Origin of the sequence: Couchioplanes caeruleus (assembly GCF_003751945.1) — a bacterium.
Classification (GTDB): Bacteria; Actinomycetota; Actinomycetes; order Mycobacteriales; family Micromonosporaceae; genus Actinoplanes; species Actinoplanes caeruleus.
The window spans coordinates 1818738-1840605 of the sequence record NZ_RJKL01000001.1 but is presented as its reverse complement, the minus strand read 5'-3'; the positions used below and the strand labels follow the sequence as shown (position 1 = coordinate 1840605).

Here is a 21868-nt window from a genome sequence, read left to right as displayed (position 1 = left end):
CGAACCGGCGACCGAGCAGTCCGCGGCTGGAGACGATCAAAGGTAACGGGGGTGGTGGTGGGCCGCGGACTCGCTGATGGTGCGGGGCGTCTATCCGCTGGTGGGTCCCGGCTTGTAGAGTCGGGAACGGCTCGGGCGGTTGTTCACATGGATAACCAGCCGCCCCGGCGTCAACCGTCAACCATGTTCCGGCCCGGAGAGCACGGGTCCGGGGAAACATGTACGTGAAGACGGCTGACGGGAGCTGATCATGGGCGCCGCCATCAAGGTCAACGGGCGCGACATCGCGATGGGGGACGTCGCGCCGCACACCAGCGCGCTGGAGTGGCTGCGGGAGCAGGGGCTTACCGGCTGCAAGGAGGGCTGCGGCGAGGGCGAGTGCGGCGCCTGCTCCGTGCTGGTCGCGCGGCCCGGCGTCGACTCTCCCACCGAGTGGGTGGCGGTCAACGCCTGCCTGCTGCCCGCGCTGGGGCTGGACGGCCAGGAGGTCGTCACGGCCGAGGGGCTGGGCGGCCCGGAGCGCCTGCACCCGGTCCAGCACGAAATGGCGGTCCGCGGCGGCTCCCAGTGCGGGTACTGCACGCCCGGCTTCGTCTGCAGCATGGCCGCCGAGTTCTACCGGCCCGGCCGCGCGGCGGCGCCCGAGGGGACAGCGGCCGGCCAGGACCACGGGCCGAACGGGTTCGACCTGCACGCGCTCAGCGGCAATCTGTGCCGCTGCACCGGATACCGGCCGATCCGCGACGCGGCGTACGCGCTCGGGCCGCCGGCGCCGGACGATCCCCTCGCCGGGCGCCGGCGGGAGCCGGCGGCACCGGCGCGGCCCACCTGCGTACGCAGGGACGAGGGTGAGTTCATCCGCCCTGCCGCGCTCTCCGAGGCGCTCCGGCTGCTGCGGGAGCAGCCCGGGGCGACCGTCGTCGCGGGCTCGACCGACTGGGGTGTGGAGGTCAACCTGCGCGGCACGCGCGCCCGGTGCGTCGTCGCGATCGACCGGATCCCCGAGCTGCGGGAGCTGACGACCGGCGCCGAGCACATCGAGATCGGCGCCGCGCTCACCCTCAGCGAGATCGAGCGCCGGCTCGACGGCCGGGTGCCGCTGCTCGGCCAGCTCTTCCCCCAGTTCGCGTCCCGGCTGATCCGCAACAGCGCCACCGTCGGGGGCAACCTCGGCACCGGCTCGCCGATCGGCGACCTTCCACCGGTGCTGCTGGCGTTGGGCGCCGACGTGGTGCTGGCCGACGCCGACGGCGAGCGGTCGGTGCCGCTCGCGGACTACTACACCGGCTACCGGCGCAGCGTCCGGCGTGCGGACGAGCTGATCCGGGCGGTGCGCATCCCGCTGCCGCTCGCCGGTCTCACCGCCTTCCACAAGATCGCCAAGCGGCGCTTCGACGACATCTCCAGCGTCGCCCTGGGGTTCGCCCTGGACGTGGCCGACGGGACGGTCGTGCGGGCGCGCATCGGTCTGGGCGGCGTGGCGGCGACCCCGATCCGGGCCCGGGCCACCGAGGCCGCGCTCGAGGGGCAGCCGTGGACCGCGGAGACCGCGGAGGCGGCCGCGCGGGTGCTGCGCGGGGAGGGCACGCCTCTGGACGACCACCGGGCCAGCGCCGGGTATCGCGCCGCGATGCTCGGCCAGGCCCTGCCGAAGCTGTACGCCGAGAACCCGAGCCCGCAGGAGGTGGCCGGATGAGCGAGCTGTCCGAGCGACCGGAGAACCCCGCCGTCGGCGTCGCCGTGCCGCACGAGAGCGCGGCGCTGCACGTCACCGGCGAGGCGCTGTACACCGACGACCTGATCTACCGCACCAAGGACGTGCTGCACGCCCACCCGGTGCAGGTGCCCCACGCCCATGCCCGGGTCACCGCGCTGCGGGTCGAGCCCGCGCTGCGGGTCCCCGGCGTCGTCCGGGTGCTCACGGGCGCCGACGTCCCCGGGGTCAACGACGCCGGGGTCAAGCACGACGAGCCGCTGTTCCCGGACGAGGTGATGTTCTTCGGCCACGCCGTCTGCTGGGTGCTCGGCGAGACGTACGAGGCGGCGCGGCTGGGCGCGGCCGCCGTCGAGGTCGACGTGGAACCGCTGCCGTCCGTGGTGAGCCTGCGGGACGCGATCGAGGCGGAGAGCTTCCAGGGCGCCACGCCGCAGATCGTGCGCGGGGACGTCGACGCCGGGATGGCCGGCGCCGCGCACGTGTTCAGCGGCGACTTCGAGTTCGCCGGGCAGGAGCACTTCTACCTGGAGACGCACTGCTCGCTGGCGCACGTCGACGAGGCGGGGCAGATCTTCGTGCAGAGCAGCACGCAGCACCCCACGGAGACCCAGGAGATCGTCGCGCACGTGCTGGGCCGGTCCAGCCACGAGGTCACCGTGCAGTGCCTGCGGATGGGCGGCGGCTTCGGCGGCAAGGAGATGCAGCCGCACGGCTTCGCCGCCATCGCGGCGCTGGGCGCGACGCTCACCGGCCGTCCGGTGCGGCTGCGCCTGACCCGTACGCAGGACCTGACCATGTCCGGCAAGCGCCACGGGTTCCACGTGGACTGGCGGGTGGGCTTCGACGAGTCCGGCCGCCTGCAGGCGCTCGACGCGACGCTGACCGCGGACGGCGGCTGGAGTCTCGACCTATCCGAGCCGGTGCTGGCGCGGGCGCTGTGCCACACGGACAACGCCTACTGGCTTCCGCACGTGCGGCTCACCGGCCGCGTCGCGCGGACCCACAAGACCTCCAGCACGGCCTTCCGCGGCTTCGGCGGACCTCAGGGGATGCTGGTCATCGAGGACATCCTCGGGCGCTGCGCGCCGCTGCTCGGCCTCGATCCGCTCGCGCTGCGCCGGCGCAACTTCTACCAGGCCGGACAGAGCACACCGTACGGCCAGCTCGTGCGGCATCCGGAGCGCCTGTCCCGGATCTGGGACCAGGTGCTCGACAGTGGTGCGATCCGCGCGCGGCAGCAGGAGATCGCGGCGTTCAACGCCGGGCACCCGTACACGAAGCGGGGTCTGGCCGTGACGCCGGTGAAGTTCGGCATCTCGTTCAACTTCACGGCGTTCAACCAGGCGGGCGCGCTCGTGCACGTCTACAAGGACGGTTCGGTGCTGATCAACCACGGCGGCACCGAGATGGGCCAGGGCCTGCACACCAAGATGGTGCAGGTCGCGGCCACCGCCCTGGGCCTGCCGATCGAGCGGGTACGGCTGGCGCCGACGCGTACCGACAAGGTGCCCAACACGTCGGCCACCGCGGCGAGCTCGGGTGCCGACCTCAACGGCGGCGCGGTGAAACACGCCTGCGAGCAGATCCGCGAGAGGCTGGCGCAGGTCGCCGCCGCGATGCTGGGACTCAACGCCGCCGACGTCCGCTTCGCCGACGGCGTCGCGCGAGGCATCGGCGCCTCCACCGGCGTCGCCTGGGACGACCTCGTCCGCGCCGCCTACTTCCAGCGCGTGCAGCTCTTCGCGGCGGGCTACTACCGCACCGAGGGGTTGCACTGGGACTCTTCGGTGATGCAAGGCTCGCCGTTCAAGTACTTCTCGTACGGCGCCGCGGCCGCCGAGGTCGAAGTGGACGGCTTCACCGGCGCCTACCGCACCCGGCGTGTCGACATCGTGCACGACGTGGGCGACAGCCTGTCGCCGCTGATCGACATCGGTCAGATCGAGGGTGGATTCGTGCAGGGCGCGGGCTGGCTGACGCTGGAGGACCTGCGCTGGGACGAGGGCGCCGGCGCCACCCGCGGGCGGCTGACCACGCAGGCGGCCAGCACGTACAAGCTGCCCAGCTTCTCGGAGATGCCCGAGGACTTCCGCGTCACGCTGCTGACCGACGCCGAGGAGGACGGGGTCGTCTACGGCTCCAAGGCGGTGGGGGAACCGCCGCTCATGCTGGCCTTCTGCGTTCGGGAGGCGTTGCGCCAGGCGGCCGCGGCGTTCGGCCCCGAAGGGGTCAGCGTGGAGCTCGCCTCGCCGGCCACGCCCGAGGCCGTGTTCTGGGCGATCGAGCGGGCGCGCTCCGGCGCCGGGGGAGACCACACGGTGGAGGCGGACGTCGCCCCGCCCGGGCCCGGTGCCGACGCGCATCCCCTGCGGCCGGAGTCGGAACGGGTGGGCGAGGCGGTGAGTCGTGTCTGACCGCGGCTGGCTCGGCGCGGTGACCCATCTGAGGGCCGTCCGCGAGCCGGGCGTCCTCGTCACGCTGGTCGCGGTGCGCGGGCACGCGCCCCGGGCCGCCGGCGCGAAGCTCGTCGTGGGCGCCACGAGGACCTGGGGATCCATCGGCGGCGGCAATCTCGAGGCCGTCGCGATCGACCGGGCCCGCGCGCTGCTGGACACGGGCGGCGCGGCGCCGGAGACGTTCACGCTCGCGCTGTCGGACAAGGCGCCGTACCAGCACGGCGTGCAGTGCTGCGGGGGAGAGGTCACGGTGCTGCTCGAACCGCTGCCCGTGGTGCCCGCGGTGGCCGTCTTCGGCATCGGCCATGTGGGCCTGGAGCTCGCCCGCATCCTGGCCCGGCACGACATCGAGCTGCATCTCGTCGACACCCGAGCGGAACAGCTCTCCGACGAGAGGCTGGCGGTGCTCGCCGACGCGGTGGCCGGCGTGCACGTCCACCGGGTGGCGGTGCTGCCGGAGATCGTGCTGGGGGAGCTGCCGCCGGGCACCCACGTACTGATCATGACCCACGATCACGCGGAGGACTTCGCGCTCTGCGACGCGGTCCTGCGCGGCGGCGAGCTCGGTTCCGTCGGCCTGATCGGCTCGGCGGGCAAGTGGGCCCGGTTCCGCGCCCGGCTGGCCACGCAGGGCCACGACGACGCGACGATCGCCCGCATCACCACCCCGATCGGGCTCGCGGACATCCGCGGCAAGGAACCCGCCACGATCGCCGTCAGTGTGGCGGCCGACCTGCTGCGCACGATGGAGCGGGAGGCAGCCGCCGCCGTTCCCCTGACCCTGGATGCCGACACATGACCCTCTACCGTGCCCAGACCATCGACACCCCGCACGACCCGTTCCGCGGTGGCGCGCTGCGCGCCGACGCCGACGCCGGCCTGCTCGTCGAGGACGGCGTCATCGTCGACCGGGACGGCTTCGCCCGGCTGCGGTCGCGGCACCCCGAGGCCGAGGTGGTCGAGCTGCCCGGCGGCGTCCTGCTGCCCGGCCTGGTGGACACCCACGTGCACTTCCCCCAGGTACGGGTCATCGGCGCGCTCGGCATGCCGCTGCTGGAGTGGCTGGAGCGGTGCGCCCTGCCCGAGGAGTCCCGACTGGCCGAGGTGGACTACGCCCGCGCGGTCGCCGCCGAGTTCGTCGGCGCGCTGATCGGCGCAGGCACCACCACGGCCCTGGTCTTCGGTTCCCACTTCGCCACGGCGGTGGACACGCTGTTCGAGGCGGCCGCCGCGAGCCGCCTGCGCATCACCAGCGGCCTGGTGGTCAGCGACCGAATGCTCCGCGAGGACCTGCACACCACCGCCCAGCGCGGATACGACGAGGGGCGCGCCCTGGCGCAGCGCTGGCACGGCACCGGGCACAGCCGGTACGCGGTGACCCCGCGGTTCTCGCTCTCGTGCAGCGACGACCTGCTCGCCTCGTGCGGGCAACTGCACCGCGAGCTGCCGGAAAGCTGGTTCACCTCGCACATCAACGAGAACCTCGACGAGGTCGCCACCGTCGGCCGGCTCTTCGAGGACGGCACCTACCTCGACAGCTACGACCGGCACGGGCTCGTCGGCCCGCGCAGCGTGCTGGCGCACAACGTGCACCCGACCGACGCGGAGTTGAAGCGGCTGGCCGAGGCGCAGACGAGCGTGGCGCACTGCCCGACCAGCAATGCGGTGCTGGGCAGCGGCATCTTCCCGCTGCAACGCCATCTCGTCCACGGGGTGCCGGTCGCGCTGGGCTGCGACGTCGGGGCCGGCACCGGCTTCTCGCTCTTCAAGGAGGGGCTGCAGGCGTACATGCTGCAGCGGTTGAGCGGCCCGGACGGCGTCGCGCTGACCGCGGCGCACCTGCTGCATCTGGCCACCGCGGCCGGGGCGGAGGCGCTCGGGCTGCGCGATCAGATCGGCGACCTCAGCGTCGGCAAGCGCTTCGACGCCATCTGGGTACGCCCGACGCCGGGTACACCGCTCGACATCGGCATGCGGCACGCGAGCGGACCCTCCGACGCGCTCGCGAAGGTGTTCGCGCTCGGCACGCCGCACGACGTGGCCCGGGTCTGGATCGACGGCGCCCCGGTGGAAGCGGCCACCGCCGAGCGGGGGTGACCCGCGGTCCGGAGCTCGTAGCGCTGGATGCCGCCGAGTCTTTGCGGTAGTGGTCAGCCTTCGCGCGGGGCGAGCCGCCGCAGGATCGTCCAGGTGCGATCCAGAGCGGGCGAGAACGCCACGACGGCGGCGACGGCCGTCGGCGCCGCCTGGTGGAACTGTTCGTGGGATCGCCGAGGCCAGTTGCTCGGACGTCGCGAACCGGGACTGCTCGTCGCGGCCGTCCGTGAGCACCACGACGAGGGTGACGGTGCCGGGTCCGGCCGCCGCGCCTTGTCGGTGACGGGCTGGTGCATGGAGCCCGACGAGTCGGCCAGCAGCAACACCTGGAAGTGCCGCTTGTACCGGGACCACTGCAGCGCCGGCCCCAGCAGCTTGCCGGCCTGCGCCGGCACCGGCATCACCCGCGCCGGGGCCGCCGTCGAGAACCCGGCCGCGGTCAGCGCCGCCGGCTTGATCGCGGCGCGGAGCCGGGCGGCCAGCTCCGGCTGCTCGACCGTCTTCGCTACCGCGTACGGATAGTCCGCCTCGACGGCGCCGTCGGCGGGAACCGCGGCGACCGGATGGGCGGACAGAGGGGCGGCCGCCGGGGGAAACTGGTCATCCATGGTCGTCTGCGTCGCGTTCCCGTTGACTCGGCGCGCGGTCGCCCGCGGGGTGCGGGGTGAGGCGAACAGGTCACCGTCCCGGCCAAGCGGCCGGGAGAAGGGTCAGGTGGCGGGGAGCGTATCTCACGTCCGCTCCGCGGGGCGGCGCAACTTCATCGGTGTGGAGCGGAGCAGGTATACAGAGCATGGTTCGCCTCCTCGAGTAAGGAAGACATGACCGACGACAGCACCTGGTTCCGGCGTTTCCAGCCCGCGGACTCCGCGGCACACCGGCTCGTCTGCTTCCCGCACGCGGGCGGCGCGGCGAGCTTCTTCGTCCCCGTGGCCCGGGCGCTCGCCCCCGGCATCGACGTGTACGCCGTGCAGTACCCCGGCCGCCACGACCGCCGCGACGAACCGTGCATCGACGACATCGCCGCGCTGGCCGACCGGCTGCACGCCGCCATGGCGGCGTGGGATCCCCGGCCCCTGGCGCTCTTCGGGCACAGCATGGGGGCGGTCGTCGCGTACGAGGTGGCCCGGCGGCTGCGGCGCGACAACCCGGACCTGCCGTTGCACCTGTTCGCCTCCGGGCGGCGCGCCCCGCACCTGCAGCGGCCTGAACGCGTGCACCGGCGCGACGACGCCGGAATCGTCGCCGAACTGCGCGACCTCGGCGGCACCGACGCGGCGCTGCTCGGTGACCCCGAGATCCTGCAGCTCGTCCTCCCCGCGCTGCGCAGCGACTACCGGGCCGTCGAGACCTACCGCTGGGAACCGGGCGGCCCGCCGCCGTGCCCGGTCACTGCCCTGACCGGCGACCACGATCCGCACACGACGGTCGAGGAGGCACGCGAGTGGGCCCGGCACTCGAAGGAGCCCTTCAGCATCCGGATCTTCCCCGGCGGGCACTTCTTCCTCCTCGAGCACGCCCCGGCCGTCCTGACGGTGATCCGCGAACGCCTCTCCACGATGCCGCGCCGCGACGGCTCGGCGACCTTCCCGAGCGGCGGACGATGCGCAACTGGCTGATCGGCCTCGCCGTCGCCGTGGCGTGCCTGGTGGCGAGCTGGGCGCTCCTGGTCCTGTTGGCGCGCCGGCTTCCTCCCGGGGTCGTGCGGGACCTGGCCGCGTTCATCCCGGACTGTGTCACCACCGTGCGCCGGCTGCGCAAGGACCCGCGGGTGCCGCGCCGGGCCCGGGTCGCGATCGTGATCGCGGCGTTGTGGCTGGCGAGCCCGATCGATCTGATTCCGGAGTTCCTGCCGGTGATCGGTCCGCTCGACGACATCGTGGTGGTGGCGCTGGCGCTGCGCTACGCGGGCCGGCAGGTTCCCCGGGAGGTGCTGCTGGCCGCGTGGCCGGGCGAGCCGTGGCTGATCGAACGGCTTCTCGGCCCGCCCCGGCCGGGCGTCGCACCCACGGCCTGAGCACCGCACGCGACACATCTCACCGGTTGCCGGACCCGCCGGGCAGGGTGGCGGCGGCGAGCTGCAGCGACAGCTCCTGGACCAGCTCGTCCATCGTCTGCCCGGTGGCATCCTTGACCAGGGTCAGCGCCAGCTCGGCCAGGATCTGGAAGCCCCGGGTACGGGTGGCCTCGTCGGGGAACGCGGCGAGCAGTGCCTCCGCGCCGGCCAGGTCGCCGCGATGCTTGGCCGCGACGACCCCGGCGGCGCGCTGCGCTGCCCGGAAGGCCGACGACGCGTCGGCTCCGGTCACGGGACGAGGGGATTGCCGGCGGCGCGGGCCGCGTCGAACCGCTTGATCACGTCAGCCCAGTTGACCATGTCCCACAGCCGGTCCACATAGTCCGGGCGCACGTTCTTGTACTGCAGGTAGTAGGCGTGCTCCCAGGCGTCGAAGACCAGGATCGGGGTCGAGCCGTGACCGACGTTGCCGTGGTGGTCGTAGATCTGCTCGACGATCAGCCGCTGCGACAGCGGCTCCCAGGCCAGCACGCCCCAGCCGGAACCCTGCACGCCCGTGGTGGCGGCCGACAACTGGGCGGCGAACGCGTCGAACGAGCCGAAGTGCTCGTCGAGCGCGGCCCGGAGCTCGCCGTCGGGGCGGTCGCCGCCGTCGGGCGACAGATTGTTCCAGAAGATCGAGTGCAGCACGTGCCCGGACAGGTTGAAGGCGAGCGTCTTCTCCAGGCCGACCAGCGCCGAGTAGTCGCCCTTGTCGCGGGCCTCGGAGAGCCGGTCGAGCGTGTCGTTGCTGCCCTTGACGTACGCGGCGTGGTGTTTGCCGTGGTGCAGCTCCAGGATCTGCCCGCTCATGGCCGGCTCGAGCGCGCCGTAGTCGTAGGGCATGTCGGGAAGCGTGTAGACGGCCATCATCGATCCCATCTGCGTTGAGTTGGCTATTGCCAGTATTTTGCAGGAAGCTTCGTCCCGGCGTCGAGCGGGGGTCGAGGGGGCTTCGCCATCATCGGCAGGCATGAACCGCCGGCCGGAGCCGCCCGTGACCGACAGCCTCAGTGCGCTCGCGTACGCCGGTGCGCGCGGCGACCATGACGCGCTGAGCGACCTCATCCGCGCCACCCAGCAGGACGTGTCACGCTTCCTCGCCCGGCTGAGCGCTCCCGGCGACATAGCGGACCTCACTCAGGAGACCTACCTGCGCGCCATCAGGGCACTGCCCGACTTCGCCGGACGTTCCTCGGTCCGCACCTGGCTGTTCGCCATCGCCCGCCGCGTCGCCGCCGACCACGTCCGCACGGCCGTCCGCCGCCCCCGGCTCACCGTCCTGCCCGAGTGGCGGCAGGCCGCGGACACCGCCGGCCCGCACGCCCGGCACCGCTTCGACGAGTATCACGCGCTGACCGACCTGCTCGCCCGGCTGGATCCCGACCGGCGCGAGGCGTTCCAGCTCACCCAGGTCGCCGGCCTGTCCTACGCCGAGGCGGCCGACGCCTGCGGCTGCCCGATCGGCACCATCCGCTCCCGGGTCGCCCGTGCACGCGAAGACCTGATCTCCGCAATGGACAACCGCGCACCACGCACCGCGGCCGGCTGACCCCGGTCGCCGCAACCGCTCAACGGGCCAGGACGAGCTCGTGGAGGGAGCACACCCGGGGGACGCCGGCGCCGCGGTGGGCGTCGGTGCGGTCCACGAGAACCGCTTGCAGGCCGGCGGCTCGTGCGGCGAGGACGTCCTTGCGGAGGGAGTCGCCGACCATCAGGACGTCGGAGACGTCGAGTCCCAGGAGCGCGACCGTGTGCTGGAAGGCGCGTGGGTCCGGCTTTCCCGCGGGCACCATCGAGGACGCCACCATCAGGTCGATCTCGGCGCTGAGGGACAGCCGGTCCAGCTTGCGGCGCTGCTGGGCCTCGTCGCCGTTGGTCAGGACGGCGACCGGCAGGCCGGCGGCGCGGGCGCGCCGGAGCGTGGGAATCGCGTCCTCGAACGCCCTCCAGCCGGCCTCGTAGCGCACGAGGTAGCCCGCGAAGAGGTCATCCGCCTCCCGGTCGGTCAACGGGCCGGGCAGGAAGTCGCGCACCCGCTCGCGTCGCTGCTCGCGGAAGGTGAGCTCACGCCGCTGATAGCGGGCCAGGTGCCGGTCGGAGACGCGGGCCCAGCGCCGGGGAACCTCCGGATCGGTGATGCCGAGCTCGGACGCCCAGGCAACGACCGCCTCGCGGGCGGCGCTCTCGTGGTCGATCAGCGTGTCATCGAGGTCGAACAAGACGGCGCGCAGCACCGGAAGATCATGCCATGGGGACGCGCACCTCCCGGTCCAGCAGATGCAGGGGGGCCGCGCGGACGCCCGCCGCGTCCAGGGCGTCCCAGTAGGCGGCGGCCGACGCCGCGCCGACCGGGCCGCACACCAGCGGCAACCCCGGTGTCGTCGCGTGCAGCAGCGACTCGAGCTGGCACGACGCCACCGTGCCGGGGAGGCCGGGTCGGGCCACGGCCGGCAGCCCGGCGGCGATCGTCCGTTCGACCGGGCCGCAGTGCAGGAGCCCGCCGCCCACCACCAGCACGTCTCGCCGGTCGCGCATCCGGGCGAGGGCCCGCCCGGTGTCGAAGCAGTGCGGGAAGGAGTCGTCCACCACGACGGTGCCCGGCCGCAGCCGGTCGACGTCGAGGATGCCGGGGCCGCCGCTGGTCGCCGCCACGATGACGTCCGAGCGGTACACCGGGTCGGGCGCCGCAGGCCCGGCGGTGACGACGTCGATCGGACCGGCGTAGCCGTCGGCCACGATCGCGGCCGCCAGCTCCGCGAGCCTGCCGGCGGTGGCCAGCAGGTCGCAGAGCAGCAGCCCGGCCGGTGCCTGTCCGGCGCGGGCGAGCAGCAGCCGCAGGGATGCGGTGCCGATGGAGCCCACTCCCACGACGGCCACGACAACGTCCGCCAGCCTGCGGCCGCCGGCGGTGACCGCGGCGAGCGTCGTGCGGACCACCGAGGCGGCGGTCACCGCGTGGCCGCTGGTCACCCGGCCCGCCGAGCGTACGTGGCGAGCCACGCCCGTCCCGTACCCGGTGAGCGACGGGATCATCCCGGCCAGGGACGCGCTGCGGGCGCCGTGGGCGGCGGCGAGGTCGACCGCCGCGGCGCTGTGCGCGGCGAGGTTCGCGCCGGTCAGCTCGTCGGCGAACCGGGGCAGGCACACGAATCCCGACCGGCCGAGCGGCGTCAGGGTGGTCTCCAGCAGGCGCGGGCCGCCGTCCGGGAACAGGGCCGCCCTGATGCCCTCCCGGTCCAGGTTCGGCAGCGCGTCGCGTACCTCCGCGGGAAGGTCTCCCGCCAGGGCCGCAAGATGCGCGGGGGCCGGAAGGTAGCCGACCAGAGCGGCATCCAGTCGACCGGCCGCCTGGTCGCGCCGCGACCGCGGGCCGGCCGCGTGCTCCAGGCGCGACCGCAGGTCGGCGGCGAGCCGGTCGAGGGTGTCCGGTGTGGCGCGGCCGCGCAGCGTCAGCCGCAGACCGCCGTCGACCGGGCGGACCGCCAGCAGCGTCTCCGTGCCGGGCGGGACCGCCAGCTCGGCGTCGGCGTCGTCCCAGGACAGGCGGAGGGTCTCGCCCCGCGGCGGCCCGAGCGCGTCGAAGTCCAGGTAGGTGAAGAAGAACCGCCATCCGCGCGGCGCGATGAAGGTGCGGGTCCGGGCCTGAAGCACCGCGGCGGCCGTGCGCCGCAGGTCGCCTCCGTCCCCGGCCGGAGCGGGGCGCACGGCGACAGCCGTCGCGCACGGGCCGAAGATGCGGCCCAGGTCGGGCAGGGCATGGTCACGGCCGGTCACCGCCACGCCGACCAGCGGGTCCGGCTGCCCGGTCACCGTCGCGAGGCTCTTCCGGTACGCCGCGAGCACCGGCACGAACGGCGTCACACCGGCCGCGGCGCCACGGTGCCGTAGCCCGGCCGTGACCGCCGCGGGGAGCGTGAAGCCGGTCGTCACCACCGGGCCGAAGGCATTCCCGTCGTTCTCCACGGGAACGGCGGTGAGCCGGTCCAGCAGTGCCGCGTAGTCGCGGAACGTCGACCGCAGGGGCGGCAGGGCGTCCGCACCCCGGTCGTAGACCGCCAGCAACTCGCGGGCCAGCAGCGCCACGCTGTATCCGTCACCGACCAGGTGGTGCGCGTGCAGGACCAGGACGTGCTCCTGCGCGCCGACCCGCAGCAGCCGCAGCCGCACCAGCGGCCACCGCGCGGGATCGAACCGGTGGGCCCGTTCGGCGTCCAGCTCCGCGGCGAGCGGCCCCGGTGCCGGGTCGTAGCCGACGATCACCCGGACGGACGGCGGCAGCTCGTGCTGCGTCGGCGGGCGGGCGTCGCGGCGGAACGCCGTCCGCAGCATCGGATGCCGCGCGACGAGCACGTCGACGGCCCGCTGGAAGCGCTCCGGGTCGAGCGGTCCGTGCAGCCGCGGCGCCGCCAGCCAGGCCGACGGGGCACCGACCGCGTCGGCGAGCAGGTATCCGCGCTGACCGGGGGTGAGGGGAAACTCCGCGTCGTCTCCGGTGTCCGTCGCCGCGGGCTCGGCAAGCGCGGCGGGCTCGGGGGGCTCGGCGGGCTCGGCGCCTGCCGCGTCGATGGCGGCGGCCAGGGCGGCCAGCGTGCGATGCCGGTAGACCACGGTCGGGCGGGGGAGCGCCGGCAGATGCGGCTCCAGCCTGGCGAACAGGTCGAGGACGCCGATCGAGTCGCCGCCGAGGGCGAAGAAGTCGTCGTCGCGTCCGACCTGCGGCACGCCGAGCAGGCTCGACCACACCTCGGCCAGCAGCCGTTCGGTCGCCGTGGCCGGCGGTGCCTCGGACCCTGCTGCCGCGCCGCCCGGCGCCAGCAGCGCCCGGTCGACCTTGCCGGTCGCGGTGAGCGGCAACGCCGCCACGACCTCGATGCGGGCGGGCACCAGATACGGCGGCAACAGTTCTTCCAGGTACGTACGCAGCTCGGCGCCGCCCGGCCGCAGGTCGCCCCGGGGCTGCACCCAGGCGACGAGCCGCCCGTCGTCGACGCGTACGGCGGACCGGTCGACCGCCGGATGCCCCCGCAGCACGGCCTCCACCTCGCCCGGCTCCACCCGGTACCCGTGCAGTTTCACCTGGTCGTCCACGCGTCCCCGGAACCACAGCACGCCGTCGCGGTCGCGGTGGGCGCGGTCGCCGCTGCGGTACCACCGGTGCCCGTCGCGGTCCACGAACGCCGCCGCGGTCAGCTCCGGATCGTCGAGGTATCCGGCGGCGACGCCGACGCCGCCGATGTGGAGCTCGCCCACCTCGCCGGGTCCGCAGCGGCGTCCGTCGGGGCCGATCACCTCGGCCAGAGCGCCGCCGATCGGCCGTCCGATGGGCACGTGCACCTCGTCGTCGCCGGGGCGCCGGTCGATCACGTGGGCGGTGGCGTTGATCGTCGTCTCGGTGGGGCCGTACAGGTTGGCGAGGCGCGCGCCGGGGCCGACCAGGTCGAACCAGCGCCGCACGTGGGCGGCGGACAGCTCCTCGCCGCCGACGTGCACCCAGCGCAGCGCCGAGAGATCCGGCCGCCGGGCGCGTTTCTCGGCGGCGCCGAGCAGCCGCTCCCACAGCGTCGGTACGGAGCTCCACACCGTGATCCGATCGCGTTCCACCCGGCTCAGCAACTCCCCGGGGTCGCGTACGGTGTCCCGGTCCCAGGCGACGACGGTCGCCCCGACCAGGAGCGGCGCCAGCAGTTGCCGCACCGAGGCGTCGAAACAGATCGACGCGGTCTGCGCCAGCCGGTCGCCGGCGCGGTAGCCGAACGCCGCCACGGCCCAGTCGAGATAGTTGGCCATGGCCCGGTGGTGGACCACCACGCCCTTGGGCCGCCCGGTCGAACCGGAGGTGAAGATGACGTAGGCGTCGTCGTCCGGCCCGGTGGTCACGGGCAATACCGGGGTTTGATTTCGATTCTCCGCCGCGGGAGGGTTCTGTGGGGTTTGATTTCGGTTTTCCGCCGCGGGAAGGCTCGGCGTGCCGTCCGCACCGTCTCGCGTCTCGATCAGGGTGAGGTCGCCGAGGGCTCCGGCCGCGTCGCGGGTGCTGTCGTCGTGCACGACCACGCCCACCCCGGCGCGGGCGAGCTGCGCGGCCAGGCGGGCGGCGGGGTACGAGGCGTCCAGCGGCACCCACGCCGCCCCGGCCTTGAGGATGGCGACGACGCCGACGACCGTGCCCGCACCCGGCCCGGTGAGCAGGCCGATCCGGCGCGCACCGGTCGCCGCCAGCCGGACGGCGAGCCGGTCGGAGGCGGTGTCGAGGTCACCGTAGGTCAGGGGCACGCCCTCGGTGAGGACGGCGACCGCCTCGGGCGAGCGACGGCACTGCCGCCGGATCCGCATCGCCACCGGGACCGGTGGCGACGCCGCACCGGCGAGCTCACCGATCTCCGCCAGATGCTCCGCGGCGAAACGTTCCACGGTGGCCGTGGTGAACAGCGAAGTGGGGTAGTTCCAGGAGAAGTGCAGGGCGCCGTGCGCCTCGAAGCACACCAGGCCCAGCCGCGTCGCGGCCGATGCGGTGCCGGCGGTGGTCGCCACGACGTGGCCGCTCGTGCCGTCCGCATCGGGGAACCGGGCGAAGCTGAAACTCGCCGGGCTCGCCGCCCGCGGCGCGGCACCGTCCGCGGCCAGCATCCGGGCGAGGTCCACCGTGGAGACCGAGTCGTGCCGTTCGCTGTCCAGCCACGCGTCCCGCAACCGTCCGGCGAGCGCGAGCGCCGACTCGCCGGGCCGCAGCTCGGCGAGCACCGGAAGCGTGTCCGCGAAGGGGCCGACCATCCGCTCCACCGCCGTGAGCCGCGCGGTGCGCCCGGCGCGGGCCACCATCACCGGCACCGCGGACTGGCCGCTCCACCGGGACAGGCACCGCACATAGCCGGCCAGCAGCAGATGGAACGGCGACACCCCCGCGTCCCGGGCACGCTCGCTCAGCCGCGCGGTCAGCGCCGGATCGGCCGTCACCTGCTGGACGGCGTACGGCGGCTCCGGCTCGCTCCCGGCGTCACCGTCGAACGGCAACGCCAGCCCGGGGTACGCCGCCAGCGCCTCCCGCCAGTACGCCAGGTCCGCCGCGTCCGGTGCGGAGCGCGCCGCCTCGTGGTCGGCGAAGGTCGCGGCGGGTGCCGTGGGCAGCTCCTGTCCGGAGTAGAGCGCCCACAGCTCGTCGCCGAGGATCGCGAGGCTGTAGCCGTCGGCGGCGGCGTGGTGCGCGACCACCAGCAGGTGCGACAGCTCCGGGCCGGCGACGGCCAGGACCGCCCGGATCGGTGCCTCCCGGGTCAGGTCGAAGAGGCGGTTGCGCAGGGCGGCGTCGAGCGTCTCCACCGGCTCGGCGAGCGTGGTCACGCCGAACCACGCGGGCCGCCCGGTCCCCGGCGCCGTGAACCGCTGTCCGCCCCGGTGGAACCGCACGCGCAACATCGGATGGCGTCGTTCCAGCTCCGCGAAGGCCCGTCCCAGCCGATCCGGGTCGACCGGGCCGGTCACGGTCTGCCGGACGGACGCGTACGCGGGAACGCCGGGATACAACCGGCCGGTGGTGACGAAGGCGCGCTGCACCGGGCTGAGCGGGAAGTCCGCCGCGGCCGCGAGGTGCCGGGCGACGTCGCCGACCGTCCGGTGCTCGAAGAAGAGCGTGGTCGAGCACGTACGGCCGAGCCGGGCTTCCAGCTTCTTGACCAGGTCGACGGCGGTCAGGGAGTCGAGCCCGAGGTTGAGGAACGGCTCGTCGATGCCGATCGTCGCCGCTTCGACGCCCAGGGGACCGGCCAGCAGGTCCCGCACGATCGTGACGATCTCGTCGTAGCCGATCCCGGCCGTCGTGGTGCTGTGCTCGAGCGCCCCGGTCTCGCTCATGCGGGGCGCCGATGCCGGGACTCCGGATGCCTCCGGGGGTCGGCGCGGCGCGCTGACCAGCACCTGCGATGCGCCCACGGCGACGGCCGTCCACAGAGTCTCCGGCAGCCGGTCGAGTGGAAGCCCGTCGCCGGCCGCGGCGGGGACCCCGGTGACGAGGTCTTGAGCCGCGGCGAGCCCGCCGCCGGTCAGCATCGGCAGGTTCACCGCCACGAACCGCCGTCCGGCCGCCCGCTCCGCCGCGGCGAACGCGTCGAGATGGGCGTTGCCGGCCACATAGGCGCCGAGCGCACCGGCGAGCCCGGGCAGCACCGACGAGACCGACGACAACGCCACGACCAGCGGATCCTGCTCCCGCAACGCCTCGGCGAGCAGGCGCGTGCCCCGGACCTTGGCCGCCAGCTCGGCCGCGATCTCCGCCGGGGTCCCCGACCGCAGGCTGCCCGGCCGCACCACCCCGGCCGCGTGCACCACCACATCGAACTCGTGCCCGGCGACCAGCGCGACCACGTCCGCCTCCACCGACACGTCGGCCCGGCGGTACTCCACCGCCGCCCCCAGCGCCCGGAGCTCGTCGAGCAGGGCGGCCGGTGCCTCCGAGCGACCCGCGAGCACGAGATGCGGGCGTCCCCGGCGGGCCAGGTCCCGGGCGACCGCGGTACCCGCCGCGCCGGCTCCGCCGACGATCAGATACCGCCCGTCCGGCGGCAGGCTCACCGGCCCGGTCGCGGCGGCGCCGGCGAACCGGCGCTCGAGCCGCCGGCCGCCCCGCCAGGCGACGAGCCGCGCGGGCCCGGGCACCGGCGGGTCGGCCGACTCCCGCGCGACGGCGTCCCGCCGGGCGGCCGCCGGATCCGTCGAGGACAGATCGACGATGCGGACGCCGAGGCCCGGGCTCTCGTCCGCCAGCGCCATCGCCAGGCCCACCCAGACGGCGTGAACCGGGTTCGGCCGCTCGGCGCCGGCACCGGTGACGTGGACGTCCTCGGTGACGACGAGGAGGTGTCCCGATCGTGGTGCGTCCGCCAGCACCCTCGCGGCGGCGGCACCCACGTCGTCGACCGTGGCGGGTCCGGCCGTCACCACCGTCACCGGCGCGGTCGCGGTCGCGGTAGAGCCATCCGGGTCGGCAGGGTCGCCCGAGCGGGCCGCCGCCGGGGCGAGAGGCGCGTCGACCCACCGCGGCGTCGCCAGAACCGACGGCGCGTCGCTTGGCTCAGCCGTCGCCGATGCGGCGGTCCCGTCGGTCACCCAGTAGCGTCGCCGCTGGAACGGATACGTCGGCAGCTCCACCCATCGCGTGCCGGCGTCGAGCCGGGTGCGGTCGAGGGGAGCGCCGCGCTGCCACAGGTCTCCGGCCGTCGCCAGCAGGGCTCGGGCGTCGCCGCCGGCCGGGCGGACCGTTGCCGCCGGGATCAGCGGTGCCAGCGCGACGCTGGCGCCCACCTCCACGAAGGTGTCGAAACCGGCGCCGCGCAGCCGGTCCACCGCGGCCGCGAAACGCACCGGCCGCACCGCCTGAGCCGCCAGATAGGCCGCGTCGTACGCCGCACCCCAGTCGCCCGTCACCGTGCTGAGCAGCGGAATCTTCGGGATCCGCACGGCCGGGGCGAGGCGGCCGAGCGGGCCGGCCACGGGGGCCATGGAGGGGGAGTGGAAGGCGTGCGAGACGGCGAGCCGGCGGACGTCGATGCCGAGGGCGGCCAGCCGCCGGCTCGCCTCCTCGACCGCCTCGACCGGCCCCGCCAGCACCACTTGGTGGGTGCCGTTGTCCGCCGCGAGGACCACGCCGGCGTCCAGCACCGGCGCCACCGCGCCGGCGTCCGCGGCCACCGCGACCATCGCCCCCGGCGTGGCCAGCTCCGCGGTCAGCCGTCCCCTCTCGGCGGCCAGGAGCACCGCCTCCACCGGGGTGAGCATCCCGGCGGTCGCCGCGGCGGCCAGCTCGCCGATGCTGTGCCCGGTGACGGCCTCCGGCCGGATCCCGTTCGCGAGCAACTGGGCCGCCTGCGCGAGGCCGAACGCGACCACCAGCGGCTGGGTGATCTCGGTGCGGGCGAGGTCGCCGGCCGGCACCGCCGGGTCCGTGCACCACTCGCGCAGGGTGCGGCCCGCGACCGGACCGGCCGCCGCGGACACCTCGTCCAGGACCGCGCGGAACCGGGGCGCGGAGGCGTACAGCGCGGCGCCCTGGCCCGGACGTTGGGTGCCCTGCCCGCCGAAGAGGAGCGCCACCCGGGGCGCGCGGCCCACGGGCGGTCCGCTCGCCGCGGCCGCCAGCCGCCCGGCGAGGTCGCCGTCGGCGACCAGCGCGACCCGGTACGGCCCGTCGTCGCGGGCGGTGGAGGCGGTCGCGCACACGTCCGCCTCGCGCAGCCCGGAATGGGTCCGCAGATGCTCCGCGAGGTCGCCGGCCGCCGCCCGCAGCGCGACCGCGGACCGGGCCGACAGTGTGAGCAGGTGCGGCCCGTCCGCCGGCCCGGCATCCACAGATTCGGGTGTGGGCACGGGCGGCGTGGCCAGAATCGCGTGCGCGTTGGTGCCGCCGAAGCCGAACCCGTTGATCCCGGCGACGGCGGGACCGGCCCACGGCCGCCGCGACGTCACCACCTCGAACCCGGCCCCCGCCAGGTCGAACCGCGGCGACGGGCGATCGTGGTGCAGCGACGGCGGCAGCTCCCGGTGCCGCAGCGCGAGGACCACCTTCACCAGACCGGGCAGTCCAGCCGCGTGCAGCAGATGCCCGATGTTGGTCTTCACCGAGCCGAGCAGTCGGGCCCGCCCGTCCGGCGCAGGCGGGAACGCGTATGCCAGCGACTGCGCCTCGACGGGGTCGCCCACCACCGTCCCGGTCCCGTGCGCCTCCACGTAGGACACCTCGGCCGGGTCCACACCGCAGTCCCGGTACGCCCGGGCGATCACCTCCCGCTGCCGCAGCGGGTTCGGTGCCATCAGGCTCAGCGAGCGGCCGTCGTTGTTGACGGCCGTGCCGCGCACCACCGCCAGCACCCGGTCGCCGTCCGCGTCGCCGAGCCGGGTGAGCACCAGCGCCGCGCCGCCCTCGCCGGGCACGAAACCGTCGGCGTCCGCGGCGAACGCCCGGCACCGCCCGGTCGGCGACAGCGCCTGCGCCCCGCCGAGCAGCCGCTCGCCGGTCGGCGTCAGGTGCAGGTTGACCCCGCCCACCACCGCGACGTCGCAGTCGCCCGCGGCGAGACTGCGGTAAGCCAGATGCAGCGCGACCAGCGCCGACGAGCAGGCGGTGTCCACCGCGAGGGCCGGGCCGCGCAGATCGAGCAGGTGGGCCACCCGCGCCGGCAGCAGGCCGCGCATCGTGCCGGTCATCGCGTGCGGCCCGGCGGCCCCGCTCCGCGCCACCAGCTCCGCGTATCCGCTCTCGCCCACGGCCGCGAACACGCCGATCCGGCGCTCGTGGCGGCGCGGCCCGGCGAGACCGGCGCGCTCCAGCGCCTCGTACGCCAGCTCCAGGAAGATGCGCGCGTGCGGGTCGAGGTAGCGGGCCTCGGCGTCGTCGATGCCGAAGAACCCGGCGTCGAACAGCGCCGGGTCGCCGAGGAAGGCGCCGTGGCCGCCACCGGGCCACCGGGTCACCGGGGCGACGCTGTCGCGGCCGGCGAGCAGGTTGCGCCAGAACTCCTCCGGGGTGTCGGCGTCCGGGAAGCGGCACGCCATCGAGATGACCGCGAGCTCGGTGCCCGTGGGTTCCGTGCTCGGAGCCGGGCCGGGCGCCGGTCGGGCGGGCGGAGCGGCCAGCAAGCGGTCGGCCAGGGCGGGAACGGTCGCGCAGTCGCGCAACAGCACCGGATCGAGCGTACGTCCGAGCGTGTCCTCCAGCGCCGCGAGCACCTCCATGGCCGCCAGCGACGAGCCGCCGATCGCCAGGAACCGGTCGGCCGGGCCGATCCGCTCCTGCGGGATGCGCAGGACCCGGGACCACACCGCGCGCACGGTCCGTTCCATGTCGGCCCGGCTCTCCGGCATCCGGCCGGGGGAGGGCGGGGCCACCGGAGGCGCGGCCGGCGTCGCAAGTGGCGCCGGGATCTCGTCGGCCCCGATGCGCTCCCGCATGGCCTGGCGGCGGAGCTTGCCGCTGGTGGTACGCGCGAACGCCCCGTTGGGGACCACCCGCACCTCGACACCGTCGTACCCGAGCGCCTCCGCGACCCGGGCCCGCACCCTCGCGCCCACCTCCGGGACCGCGCGCACGGCCGGCGCCGCCAGGAACACCACGACCCGCTCCCGGCCGCTCGCCGGGTCGGTCGCGCCGACCACCGCCACCGGCCCCGCCCCGAGTCCCGGCGTCGCGGCCGCCACCTCCTCCAGGTCGCAGGCGTGGAAGGTGCGCCCGTGGACGAACACCACGTCCTTCTCCCGGCCGGTGACGCAGAGCCGGCCCGCGCGCAGGAATCCGGTGTCGCCGGTGCGCAGCCAGCCGTCGGCCAGCGCGGCGGCGCTCGCGGCCGGGTCGAGATGGTAGCCGCGGGTGACGTTCGGGCCGCGCACCTGGATGTGGCCGACCAGGCCGTCCTCGACCGGCCGTCCGGCCTCGTCGACGATCCGGATGCGGCAGCCCGGCACGGCGCGGCCGGCGTCCATCAGCTCCACGGCAGGGGTGTCCGCCGCCGCGTCCACGGCGACGCCGCGGGCCAGCGCCGCCCGGCTCAGCCGCAGCGGTCGGGCCAGCTCACCCGGCGGTGTGAAGGCGACGGCCACGCTCGCCTCCGCCAGCCCGTACACCGGCCGCAGGGCCCGGGGGTCGAGCCGGGACCGTGCCATCGTGTCGGCGAACGTCCGCCACACCGCGGGGGAGATCGGCTCGGCGCCCACCATCATCAGCCGGACGCTGCTCAGGTCGATCCCGTCGAGCGTCTCGCCGGCCACCCGCCGTACGGTGAGGGCCAGAGCGAAGTTGGCGGCCGACAACACGGTGGCCCGGTGTTTCTCGGCGGTGCGCAGCCACGTCTCGGGTCGCTTGGCGAACGTCAGCGGGCTGAGCCGCACCTGCCGGCAGCGCCGGTGCAGCGGCACCAGGTGGGTGCCGATCAGGCCCATGTCGTGGAAGTAGGGCATCCACGTCACGACGACGTCGTCGCCGTCCAGGGCGCTCGCCCGCGCGGCCTGCTCCAGGTTCGCGACCAGGTTGGCGTGGGTGAGCTCGACGCCCTTCGGTGTCGCGGTGCTGCCCGAGGAGAACTGGAGCATGGCGAGGTCGCCGGACGTGACCGGGACCGGCGCGGCGAGCGGCGCCGAGCGCCGCAGCGTGGACGCGGAGAGCACCCGGGCGCCGTCGAGCACCGCGTCGCCGGCCAGCGGCGGCCCGCCGAGCAGCGTCGCCACGGCGGCCAGGCGGGCCGGTTCCGGCGGCAACGGCACGGGTACGACGCCGGCCAGCACCGCGCCCCAGAACAGCGGCAGGAACTCGGCGCTGTCCTCGGCCACCACCAGCAGGCAGTCGCCGGCGGCCAGCCCCTCCCGGCGCAGGCCGCCGGCGATCCGCAGCGCGTCGGCGTACAGCTCGGCGTGGGTGGTGAGTCGCTCGGTCCCCGCGTCGCCGACGTGGACCACGCCCCGGTCCGGTGCGCGGGTCGCGGCCCGGACCAGCACGTCGGTCAGCGTCATGAACACTCCTGGCAGGTCTCGCTCGGCACGCAGCGCCGCCACGGTAGCTCC

At 74.9% G+C, this 21868-nt stretch carries 12 protein-coding genes; 7 read left to right on the top strand and 5 right to left on the bottom strand.

The genetic code is table 11. The features are described 5' to 3' along the window. Nucleotides 1-250 precede the first annotated feature (250 nt). The 4 genes from EDD30_RS07950 to guaD are packed head-to-tail and all read left to right on the top strand — an operon-like array spanning nucleotide 251 to nucleotide 6270. Complete coding sequence (locus EDD30_RS07950; protein WP_211353742.1) at nucleotides 251-1696, top strand: xanthine dehydrogenase small subunit; 1446 nt, start codon at nucleotides 251-253, stop codon at nucleotides 1694-1696. Further along, a complete protein-coding gene (gene xdhB / locus EDD30_RS07945; protein ID WP_123678158.1) occupies nucleotides 1693-4131 on the top strand; it encodes a xanthine dehydrogenase molybdopterin binding subunit in 2439 nt (812 codons plus the stop codon). Before EDD30_RS07950 ends, xdhB begins: the two co-directional genes overlap by 4 nt. Further along, on the top strand, nucleotides 4124-4972 hold the full coding sequence (xdhC, locus tag EDD30_RS07940; RefSeq protein WP_123678157.1) for a xanthine dehydrogenase accessory protein XdhC: 849 nt from the start codon (nucleotides 4124-4126) through the stop codon (nucleotides 4970-4972). The genes xdhB and xdhC overlap by 8 nt, the downstream gene beginning before the upstream one ends. Beyond that, nucleotides 4969-6270, top strand: coding sequence for a guanine deaminase (gene guaD / locus EDD30_RS07935; protein WP_123678156.1), 1302 nt, complete (start codon nucleotides 4969-4971; stop codon nucleotides 6268-6270). The genes xdhC and guaD overlap by 4 nt, the downstream gene beginning before the upstream one ends. Nucleotides 6271-6323: 53 nt before the next feature. Here guaD and EDD30_RS07930 read toward each other — a convergent pair whose 3' ends face one another. Beyond that, entirely contained in the window at nucleotides 6324-6878 is a 555-nt protein-coding gene (locus EDD30_RS07930; RefSeq protein WP_123678155.1) for a hypothetical protein, read from the bottom strand. 213 nt (nucleotides 6879-7091) lie between these two features. On the opposite strand from EDD30_RS07930, the gene EDD30_RS07925 reads away from it, so the two are divergent. Beyond that, a complete protein-coding gene (locus tag EDD30_RS07925) occupies nucleotides 7092-7889 on the top strand; it encodes a thioesterase II family protein (RefSeq protein WP_123678154.1) in 798 nt (265 codons plus the stop codon). Continuing rightward, nucleotides 7874-8287 (top strand): YkvA family protein, encoded by a 414-nt coding sequence (locus EDD30_RS07920; RefSeq protein ID WP_123678153.1) that lies wholly within the window; start codon nucleotides 7874-7876, stop codon nucleotides 8285-8287. The genes EDD30_RS07925 and EDD30_RS07920 overlap by 16 nt, the downstream gene beginning before the upstream one ends. Before the next feature lie 19 nt (nucleotides 8288-8306). On the opposite strand, the gene EDD30_RS07915 is transcribed toward EDD30_RS07920, so the two are convergent. Together EDD30_RS07915 and EDD30_RS07910 are read right to left on the bottom strand one after the other, a co-directional pair. After that, nucleotides 8307-8579: a superoxide dismutase gene (locus EDD30_RS07915; protein ID WP_123678152.1), complete on the bottom strand. Its 273-nt coding sequence runs from the start codon at nucleotides 8577-8579 to the stop codon at nucleotides 8307-8309. Then, complete coding sequence (locus EDD30_RS07910) at nucleotides 8576-9196, bottom strand: superoxide dismutase (RefSeq protein WP_123678151.1); 621 nt, start codon at nucleotides 9194-9196, stop codon at nucleotides 8576-8578. The genes EDD30_RS07915 and EDD30_RS07910 overlap by 4 nt, the downstream gene beginning before the upstream one ends. Nucleotides 9197-9323: 127 nt before the next feature. On the opposite strand from EDD30_RS07910, the gene EDD30_RS07905 reads away from it, so the two are divergent. Further along, nucleotides 9324-9878, top strand: a complete 555-nt coding sequence (locus EDD30_RS07905) for a sigma-70 family RNA polymerase sigma factor (RefSeq protein WP_244945160.1) — start codon at nucleotides 9324-9326, stop codon at nucleotides 9876-9878. A 19-nt stretch (nucleotides 9879-9897) separates the two neighbouring features. On the opposite strand, the gene EDD30_RS07900 is transcribed toward EDD30_RS07905, so the two are convergent. Then, entirely contained in the window at nucleotides 9898-10563 is a 666-nt protein-coding gene (locus EDD30_RS07900; RefSeq protein ID WP_123678149.1) for an HAD family hydrolase, read from the bottom strand. 7 nt (nucleotides 10564-10570) lie between these two features. After that, nucleotides 10571-21817, bottom strand: coding sequence for a non-ribosomal peptide synthetase/type I polyketide synthase (locus EDD30_RS07895; RefSeq protein WP_123678148.1), 11247 nt, complete (start codon nucleotides 21815-21817; stop codon nucleotides 10571-10573). Nucleotides 21818-21868: the final 51 nt, after the last annotated feature.

Excerpts from the sequence above, each read along its gene's own strand:
- guaD (WP_123678156.1), top strand. The coding sequence starts at position 4,969 with ATGACCCTCTACCGTGCCCAGACCATCGACACCCCGCACGACCCGTTC.
- EDD30_RS07895 (WP_123678148.1), bottom strand. The coding sequence starts at position 21,817 with ATGACGCTGACCGACGTGCTGGTCCGGGCCGCGACCCGCGCACCGGAC.
- EDD30_RS07930 (WP_123678155.1), bottom strand. The coding sequence starts at position 6,878 with ATGGATGACCAGTTTCCCCCGGCGGCCGCCCCTCTGTCCGCCCATCCG.
- EDD30_RS07910 (WP_123678151.1), bottom strand. The coding sequence starts at position 9,196 with ATGGCCGTCTACACGCTTCCCGACATGCCCTACGACTACGGCGCGCTC.
- xdhB (WP_123678158.1), top strand. The coding sequence starts at position 1,693 with ATGAGCGAGCTGTCCGAGCGACCGGAGAACCCCGCCGTCGGCGTCGCC.
- EDD30_RS07925 (WP_123678154.1), top strand. The coding sequence starts at position 7,092 with ATGACCGACGACAGCACCTGGTTCCGGCGTTTCCAGCCCGCGGACTCC.
- EDD30_RS07920 (WP_123678153.1), top strand. The coding sequence starts at position 7,874 with ATGCGCAACTGGCTGATCGGCCTCGCCGTCGCCGTGGCGTGCCTGGTG.
- EDD30_RS07950 (WP_211353742.1), top strand. The coding sequence starts at position 251 with ATGGGCGCCGCCATCAAGGTCAACGGGCGCGACATCGCGATGGGGGAC.